Source organism: Leisingera sp. ANG59, from assembly GCF_013317235.1.
Taxonomy (GTDB): Bacteria; Pseudomonadota; Alphaproteobacteria; order Rhodobacterales; family Rhodobacteraceae; genus Leisingera.
Map to the genome: position 1 here is coordinate 23,463 of NZ_WLCM01000041.1, position 8,619 is coordinate 32,081.

Sequence of the window (8,619 nt, forward strand, 5' to 3'; positions counted from 1 at the left end):
CGCCGCGGTGCGCAGCCGGGATCCCGCCGGGCGGCCCGGGCCAGCTATGCGGCGAAGCTCCGGATGGTCTTGAGGGCACCGTCCAGGGCCGCCCCCGTTTCGTCCTGCAAGGCAGCCTCGCGCAGGCGGGCCACCCATTGCGGGCCATCTTCGCGGGCTGCCACCATGCGGGCGCCCCGCATCACCTTGTCGAATTTGGAATGGCCGCGGGCGTGGGTGTCAGAATACCCCTTGATCAGGCGGCGGCAGCGGATCAGCTCGACCGCCATGCCATAGCTCTGCGGCAGATGGCTAAGCGCGGCGGCGAGCCATTGGTCCAAATGCGCCTGCTCCTGCGCGTGGCGCAGGCTGCAGCGGCGGCAGCCGCGCAAGCCGCCCAGAAGATAGAGCATCAGGAACCCGCGCAGGCTGTCCGTGCGGATGCGGCGGCCCTTGTTGAACAGCCGGTCGAGGCGGGCCATCCACTTCGGGCTGCTTTCCACCCGCGCGCCCAGGCGGGCGGGGAGCAGGCCTGCGATCTCTTCGGCGCGGGGGTGCAGATAGTCGGTGAGAGTTATCAGCTTGCCCTGCGACCCCATCTGGCTCTCTATACGGCCGAAGCGGCTGCTGCGGGTCTTGAGGTCGGCAACACGGATCACGTCATCATAGGCCATTGCATTGGCGATGTATTTCGCCGCCTCGCGGCTAAGCTCATATCCCTGGTCCGCGCTGTCGCGATCCAGCACGCCCTGCAGCCGGTCCAGGTATTCGGCCCCGTAAGCCGTGTCCTGAAAATCCGCCACCTTGCGCAAACCCGGAACGGCCATCTCCTGCACCGCGGCGGGCAATTGAGAAACCCGCGCCGCCAGTGCGTTCCAGGCGCGCAGGGCTTTGCCTGGTCCTTGGGGCTCTGCCGGGGCCTCCATGGCGGGCGCCGCTTCCGGCCGCTCGCCTTGCTCCGCCAGGTCAAAACCGGCGGCAAAGGCCCGCAGGCTGGCCTCGACCCCTTTGCCGCTGGCGCGGATCGCCTCTTCGAAGGCGGACCGGGGGAAGGGCAGGGCGGCGGAGCCTGCCAGGGCGCCGAACAGCGAGGCGGAGATCACCGATCCCGCCCGCACCGCGGCGCTGTCCATGTCGGCCATCACCAGCTTCCTGGCCGCGGTTTCCGCGGCGGCGCGCACCTCGTCGGCATTGGCGATGCCGTCACCGGGCACCATCTTCTCGGAGACGGCCAGCGCGCGGTGGGTCGAGGCGATCAGCGTGGTGCGGTCCGGGGTCACGAAGCCGCGCAGGATGGCGCGGCCGGCTTCCATCATCTCGGCAGCGATCATCACATCGACGTCGCCCGGGGCCGGCGCCAGTGAGAACACCGGGTCCGCCACGCTGCCCGGCGCCATCTCGATGTAATAGATGGTGGCCCCGGTGCGCTGGGCGACGCCGGCCACGCTGGTGGCCTGGGCGTTGTACCCTTGGCTGCGGGCGAGAGATTCGATCCAGTTGGTCAGCACCCCGCCGCCCTGGCCGCCGACGGCGAGAATGGCCAGCTTGATGACACCCTGCAGGCCCGGGGTGGCCGGGCGGGCGGCGACCGGCAGTTCGATGGTCATGATGCGGTCCTCCCGGTGGCGGTGCCGTTGAAGGTCAGGCGCCGCGCGGCGCGGCGGCTTTGAAGCCAGGAGATCACGCGGCTGCGCAATCCGGCGGCCCAGCGTTCCAAGCCGCTGGGGTTATGCACCACCCGCGCCTCGTAGAAGGAGGGGCAGAGGATCGCCGCATCGGCCACCTCGCCGCAATTGCCGCAGCCGACGCAGGTCTGGTCGATATGCGCCACCGGGTCGTCGCGCAGCGGGTCGTCCAGTTTTTTCAATGACAGCGATGGGCAGCCCGATAGACGAATGCAGGCGTGATCGCCGGTGCAGACGGCCTCATCGACGCCGAAGCGGGGGATCTCCACCCGCGCGCCGTCCTTGATCGCCTTGTTGCGCTGCGGCTTTTCCCGCCGCTGCCGGTTCAGCATGCATTCCGAGGAGGCGACGATCACCTTGGGCCCGTCGTAATCGGTGGTCAGCGCCTCGCGGAGGGTGGCGCGCATTCTGGTGACGTCATAGGTCCGGTCGATCTGCCGGATCCATTTGACGCCGGCGCCCTCCAGCGCCTTGGTGATCGGGTTGTTGGTCGATTTGCTGGCGTTCTTTGCGCGGCTGGACGGGATGTCTTGGCCTCCGGTCGCCGCCGAGTAGTAGTTGTCGACGATGATCGCCACGCTGTCCGACTTGTTGAACACCATGTTGCCGATCGAGCTGCTGAGGCCATTGTGCCAGAAGCCGCCGTCACCCAGGATCGAGATCGCCCGCTTCTCCCCGCCGCCGTCAAAGGCCGCGTTGGAGGCAGGCCCCAGCCCGTAGCCCATGGTCTGCCCGCCGATCTCGAACGGCGGCAGCGCGGCAAACAGGTGGCAGCCGATATCGGCGGAGATCTGGTGCTTGCCCAGCTCCTGCTCGACCAGCTTCATCGAGGCAAAGATCGGCCGCTCCGGGCAGCCGGTGCAGAACCCCGGCGGGCGGATCGGCACGGTCTGGCTGAGGTACGGGATCTCGGGCGCGGGCGCATTGGGCGCGCGCACCTGGCCGGGCAGCAGGTGCGCGGCGTATTTGCGGAAGAAGTCATCCAGCCCGTCCATCATCACCTGGCCGGTGTATTCGCCCGCCTTGGGGAAGATGCCCTTGCCTTCAAGCTTGGTGGAGCTGCCCGCCTTGTAGAGCATCGCGCCAAGCTGCTGCTCGATGAACTCAGGCTGGCCTTCCTCCACCATCAGGACCGCGTCCTTGCCGTCGCAGAAGTCCAGCAGGTCGCTGTGCACCAGCGGGTAGGCCACGTTCATCACGTAAAGCGGCACCTCGGTATTGCCGCTGAGATCGGCCAGCCCCAGCCGCTGCAGGGCGCGGATCACTCTGTTGTACATGCCGCCGAGGCAGATCAGCCCGACCTTGCCGTCCTTTGGCCCGAAGCGCTCGTTCAGCCCGTTGTCGAGGATGTATCTCTCCGCCGCGGGCCAGCGGTTCTCGATCTTGTCGTGCTCGTGCTGGTAGGACATCGGCGGCAGCACCACGCGGGCGAAGTCGCGCTGCGGATTGACCAGGGCGTCGCGCACGGTGAGCGGCGGGCGCAGGTTGTCGCGGCACTCGAAACTGCCGGTCACGTGGCAGGAGCGGATCCGCACCATCAGCATCACCGGCGTGTTCGACGCCTCTGACAGGGCAAAGCCGTCGCCCACCGATTTCACGATGGCGGGCAGGTTGGGGCGCGGGTCCAAGAGCCAGAACTGCGACTTCATCGCAAAGGCATAGGAGCGCTCCTGCATGATCGAGGAGCCTTCGCCGTAATCCTCGCCGACGATCACCAGCGCGCCGCCGGTCACGCCGGAGGAGGCGAGGTTCGCCAGAGCATCCGAGGCCACGTTGACCCCAACCGAGCCCTTGAAAGTGACCGCGCCGCGGATCGGATAGTGGACGGAGGCTGCCAGCATTGCCGCGGCGGCGGCCTCGGAAGCATTGGCTTCGTAGCGCACGCCCAGCTCGCCCAGCAGTTCCTCGGCATCGGCCAGCACATCCATCAGATGCGAGATCGGCGCCCCCTGGTAGCCGCCGACGTAGCCAACACCGTTTTCCAGCAACGCCTTGGTGATGGCCAGAATGCCCTCGCCGGTGAAGGTGCTGCCTGCACCCTTCCGCAGATGTTCGACCTCAGCCTTGAATGATCGTTCGGCCATTGGCGCCTCCGTGGATTTACCAGAGAAAGGTTTCCGGGGTTAAAACTGGTTCACACGCACGTTGCGCAGGATCTTCTGCAGCGTGGCAGTAAAGGCGCGCTGTTCGTCCGGCTCGATGCCCTTGAACATCTGCGCGCAGGCCTCTGCCACATGCGGCCAGAGCTCATCGTGGGTTTCCCGGCCGTTTCTGGTCATGAAGATGCGGGTGGCGCGGTTGTCGTCGGGATCGGTCTTGCGCTCGATCAGACCGTCGCGTTCCAGCGCGTCAAGGGCGCGGCTGAGGGTGGATTGCTCCACCACAGCATAAACGGACAGGTCCCGGATCAGCAGCCCGTCCAGCACCGAGAGAACCGCCAGCGTCCGCATCTTGGCGGTGGTCAGCCCATGTGCGGCCATTTCCTCGCGCAGGGCCGCGTTGTAGCGGCCCATGATGCGGTTCATCAGGTAGGGCGGAAAGTTTTTCAGTCCGATTTCCCCCAGACGCGGCAAGGGTTTGCTCTCTTCTGCAGGTGCGTGCGGGGGGGCGGTTTTTTCTGCCGTCATGCATTCATCCTTTCTGCCGGCATCAGGCCGGGTCGGCTGCCCGGCCATTGATGCCGGTCCCGGGCGCCATGTGGGGCGCGGTGCCCGCCAGGTTCAGCTCCGCGGCACCAGGGCCAGGGCCCGGATCGGGCTGCCGGTGCCGCGCTTGATCTTGAGAGGGGCCGCAATCAGCAGCGCGCCCTTGGGCGGCAGCTTGTCCAGATTGGCAAGAGAGGCAAGGCCGAAGCAGTTGTCGCGGTGCAGCAGGTTGTGGGCCGGGTAGGGCGGTTCCATGCCGCCAGCCTGGCCGGCGTCGGTGCCAATACACTGGCTGCCCCAGCCGACGATTTTCTTCGACAGCAGGTATTCGACCGCATCCGGGGTCGGCCCGGGGCTGTGCGGGCCTGTGTCATCCGCATTCAGGAAGGCCTCTTCGTCGTGCGCGCGCTTGTCCCAATCGGTGCGCATCACCACCCATTCGCCCTCGCTGATGTCTCCGTGCTCTGCCTCCCATGCCCTGATCAGGTCTGCGGTCAGCAGGAAGTCCGGGTTATCGGCGCTCTCCTTGGAGCAGTCGATCACGTTGACCGGCGCCACCAGGCGCTGCACGTCCAGCGTGTCGGTATAGCCGTCGCTGTAATCCTTGCCGGTGATCCAGTGGTGCGGGGCGTCGAAATGAGTGCCCGAGTGTTCGCCCAGAACCATCCAGTTCCATGCGAAGAACGGGCCGTCTTCGTCATATTCGCTGATTTTGTGGATTTCGACATTGGGCGTGTTCCTGGCGAAGTCCTCTGGAAGGCGCAGGATCGGCGTCTCGGGGCCCAAGGTGCCGGAGCAGTCCACCACTTCGACCTTTCCCGACAGGATCATGGCGCCCAGGCCGTCCAGTGCATTGGCTGCAGTCATGTTCTCTCTCCTGTTGCGCGCGGTCTGAATGCCGCTTCGTGCGTCCGGTGAAACACTTCTAAACAAGATATACATGTATTTGCAAGTTTCCAAGTGGCTTGGCTTCTGGCGCTGCCGCTTGTTTGTGCGTTTCGAGCGCTTTGATTTCGGCAAGCGGTGGGTTTCCGGCCCGCGCAGCGCGCCAGGCCGCAAGGGGCTGGAGCTTGGGGGCAGGCGGGTCGTGTACTTGGCTTGATTTCCGCTGCGGCCTGGTGACGGCGTTTCTGCCCTATTTTAGCTTAATGCCAGTCGTTTGTGACGGGTTTGATTGGTGCGATGGCCTTTGCCGCCGTATCCAGCTGCGCTGCCGTGATGTTTCCAGGCAAGCGTGGTCCAAAAAACAAGCAATGAGAAGCGGCGCCCGCAAATCTCGTTTGCGCGACACATCTCCGGCGCAAGCAGTAGAGAGAGCTGTTAATGAGATATGTCCTGGGGCGAGCGCCTCTCCTTTCGAGTATATTCCTGTCAAAGAGTTATTACATGTATACGCATGCAGTTTTATGAGGCTGTTGCGTTTGCTCTTGCGCTGACATCTGTCCAAGGCTTTGCCTGCACGCCTTACGATCTGTCACGTAGTGGTCCAACGGCATTGCCAAAAAAAGGACTTGGTTTGCAGTATGGGATAGATCGCGCATTTAGGCCGAAAGTTCGGCTGAATATCCGTCCCGCAGACCGAACGCATCAGTTTTGGCGTGGCGGAGGCTAGAACGAATAAGTGACAGCGGCAGGGGCGGAAGATCGTGTCAATCTGGCCGTGGGCAGCTAAAAGCTTTCGCTCCATGAACAGTGACTTGAACTGGTCCGCGATTTTCCCACTTCCGCGGAGGCCGACTGAGCGACTACCGGCTGGCGCCGGTAGGATCGGCAATGTGATTTTCCAGGTACTGAAGATGGAATGGTTGCCGCCCTCCCCCCTGACGGCATCGCGATGTGCCATATGTGGTGATGTTGAACGCCACACAACGAGGAGGAAAGCGAGATGGGTGATCTTATGATCGGGGTGGATCTGGCGAAGAGTGTTTTCCAGATACACGGTGCCTCGCTGACGGGGCACGTGAAGTTCCGCAAGAAAATCACGCGGACACAATTTCGGAAATTCATGTCTGAGCAGCCCGCATGCCTTGTCGTATTCGAGGCCTGCGGCAGTGCAAACTACTGGACGCGCGAGATGGCGTTGCTCGGCCACGAGGTGAAGCTGATTGCGCCGCAATACGTTCGCCCCTTCGTGAAGCGCCAGAAAAACGACATGGCCGATGCCGAGGCGATCGTGATCGCAGCGCGCCAGCCCGAGATGCGCTTCGTGACCCCGAAAACAGAGGAACAGCAGGTCAGGGCCATGCTGTTTCGAGGTCGCGAACGCCTTGTCCGTCAGCGGACCGACCTGGTGAATGCGTTGCGGTCAGTGCTCTATGAATATGGCCATGTGTTTCCAGTCGGCCTTGTCCACCTGAAGCGGATCGCCACCCTGCTGGAAGATCCTGGCTGCGGTCTTCCCGGGCAGGTGGTCACGGAATGCGAGGATCTGCTGAAACAGATTGCCGAGATGACGGAAAGTATCACCGGGAGGACTGCAGCACTGAAGGCGCTGGCCGCGCAGACGGAGACGGCGCGCCGCCTCCAGACCATGCCCGGGGCCGGTCCCATGACGGCGCTGGCGGTCGAGGCCTTCGCGCCTGACATGGCGGAGTTCAAATGCGGACGGGACTTCGCGGCCTGGCTGGGGCTCGTCCCTTGTCAGCACTCCTCGGGTGGGAAGGCGCGCCTTGGGCGAATTTCAAAAGCTGGCCAATCCGATATCCGGCGGCTCCTGATCATCGGGGCAATGTCCCGGATCGTGGGGCGTGCGGGTAGGAAAGTGCCGGCCGAAAGCTGGCTCGGAAGGATGCTCGCGCGCGAGCCGAAGATGCTGGTGGGGATTGCGCTGGCCAACAAGATGGCGCGACAGATCTGGGCGATGTTGACGAAAGAAGAGGATTACAGGGATCCGGGGTTGGCAGTTGCGGCATGATCATCATGGGGTGAACAGCCAGCTCCGGTGCGAAGGGGAGTGTAAGAAAGCAACGACCTGAATGGGCGCAATGATCGAACAGATCCGGACCGGGAAAACCATATTCGTACTTGGAGCAGCAAGCTCGTACTGAAGATTTGGACCTGATCCGCTGATCTCCATGCCGGCCCGCGGCTTTTGAAAAGCGCCGCACATCGGGGCCTGAAAGAAGAACGCATTCGATCACTCACCGGCAAGGTTTGAAACTTCTTGCATCATGGGCGGCAACCAAAGAAGTACGATGTCTTCGGTGATGGCGCCGTTGGTGGTTGAAAAATACCCGCGGCCCCAGAACCGGCAGCCCCAGTAGCGCCTGCGGATCGCGTGGAAATGCCGTTGCACCCGGTAACTGCGTGGTCCGGGACCACATTTCCTCCGGGAATGCGGCCGGAGGATGAACTCCCGTTAGAAGCACCTCACCGTCCTCAGGGCGGTGAGATCCAGCCTGTCCCGGAACAGAGTGTGCCGCGCAAAGTGTGGTCCCGGACCACAAATATTCTTTCCTATAGGGCTAATGCAGGATAGGCCATTCGCCAGCAGGTAGACTACTTCGGATTTGAAATGCCGACCCATAAGAAACAAGCGAAGACTTATTTGCCCCCATACCGGCACGCCAAGCTTGAAGCTTTTGCTGCGGCCAAGGGACAAACCGTTTCGGCTTTTCTGGGTCAGCTGATTGATATTGTTCTGGGAGAAGAGGAGAGTCCGGCTGAGCCTCAGCGGCCATCCTCTCGGTCCCGCCGCGAGGGCAAGGTCACAGTCCGCTTGGCCTCTGATGCCCGCGACACTCTGTCGAAGGAAGCAGATCGGGCCGGGGTAACACCGTCAACCTTGGCGGCCAATCTGCTGACGGCGCGGCTCCGTGCGGCCCCTCAGCCGACGGCACGCGACCGTCGCCGGTTCATGGCAGGGCTGCGGCAGATACATGGCCTGTCCACGAACGTGAACCAGATCGCGTATGCGATGAACCGCGGGGTCTTTACCGGGGACAGCTACGCCCCAGCCCGGAATGAAATGGCGCAGCTGCGCCGTGAGGTGGCGGAACTTCGGCAGCAGGTGCGTGACTTCGCCCGGGGGCGGCTGGTGTTTCAGCTTGGCCTCGAGGAAGAGGAGCTGGCGGATTGAGCGACTTCAAGGACACCTACGGGTTTCAGGACTGCTGTCCCTTTGTCTTGCAACGCGTCTCGGAACCAGTCAGCGTCAGAGCCGCGATCCCCGAGCAGCCATTTGACGTTTGGCAGGCCGCAAAGCAACGCCCGCGCGCCGATGTAGTCGCTCACCTGACCGGCGGTAACGAACAGGTCGAGCGGGCGCCCCTGGCTGTCGCAGATGGCGTGCAGTTTGGTGTTCATACCAC

Annotated in this window: 7 protein-coding genes and 1 pseudogene; 2 read left to right on the forward strand and 6 right to left on the reverse strand. The window is 63.6% G+C overall.

Annotation, left to right across the window (positions count from 1 at the left end):
- Positions 1-44: 44 nt before the first annotated feature.
- The 4 genes from GKC28_RS21985 to GKC28_RS22000 all read right to left on the reverse strand — a co-directional run bounded on the left by GKC28_RS21985 (position 45) and on the right by GKC28_RS22000 (position 5,176).
- Complete coding sequence (locus tag GKC28_RS21985) at positions 45-1,586, reverse strand: indolepyruvate oxidoreductase subunit beta family protein (protein WP_174149129.1); 1,542 nt, start codon at positions 1,584-1,586, stop codon at positions 45-47.
- Positions 1,583-3,748 carry an indolepyruvate ferredoxin oxidoreductase subunit alpha gene (locus GKC28_RS21990; protein WP_174149130.1) on the reverse strand — a complete coding sequence of 722 codons (2,166 nt, stop codon included), beginning with the start codon at positions 3,746-3,748 and terminating at the stop codon, positions 1,583-1,585. The genes GKC28_RS21985 and GKC28_RS21990 overlap by 4 nt, the downstream gene beginning before the upstream one ends.
- A 39-nt stretch (positions 3,749-3,787) precedes the next feature.
- Positions 3,788-4,291, reverse strand: coding sequence for a MarR family winged helix-turn-helix transcriptional regulator (locus GKC28_RS21995; RefSeq protein WP_174149131.1), 504 nt, complete (start codon positions 4,289-4,291; stop codon positions 3,788-3,790).
- Positions 4,292-4,384: 93 nt separating this feature from the next.
- A complete protein-coding gene (locus GKC28_RS22000; RefSeq protein WP_174149132.1) occupies positions 4,385-5,176 on the reverse strand; it encodes a cyclase family protein in 792 nt (263 codons plus the stop codon).
- A 1,018-nt stretch (positions 5,177-6,194) separates the two neighbouring features.
- Here GKC28_RS22000 and GKC28_RS22005 point away from each other — a divergent pair.
- Positions 6,195-7,223, forward strand: coding sequence for an IS110 family transposase (locus tag GKC28_RS22005; RefSeq protein WP_174149133.1), 1,029 nt, complete (start codon positions 6,195-6,197; stop codon positions 7,221-7,223).
- Between the two features lie 222 nt (positions 7,224-7,445).
- On the opposite strand, the gene GKC28_RS26935 is transcribed toward GKC28_RS22005, so the two are convergent.
- Entirely contained in the window at positions 7,446-7,604 is a 159-nt protein-coding gene (locus GKC28_RS26935) for a hypothetical protein (protein WP_368041158.1), read from the reverse strand.
- A 423-nt stretch (positions 7,605-8,027) separates the two neighbouring features.
- On the opposite strand from GKC28_RS26935, the gene mobC reads away from it, so the two are divergent.
- On the forward strand, positions 8,028-8,387 hold the full coding sequence (mobC, locus tag GKC28_RS26555; RefSeq protein WP_254604354.1) for a plasmid mobilization relaxosome protein MobC: 360 nt from the start codon (positions 8,028-8,030) through the stop codon (positions 8,385-8,387).
- Between the two features lie 38 nt (positions 8,388-8,425).
- On the opposite strand, the pseudogene GKC28_RS22015 reads toward mobC, so the two are convergent.
- Positions 8,426-8,619: pseudogene (locus GKC28_RS22015) on the reverse strand (transposase); the annotation flags it as partial.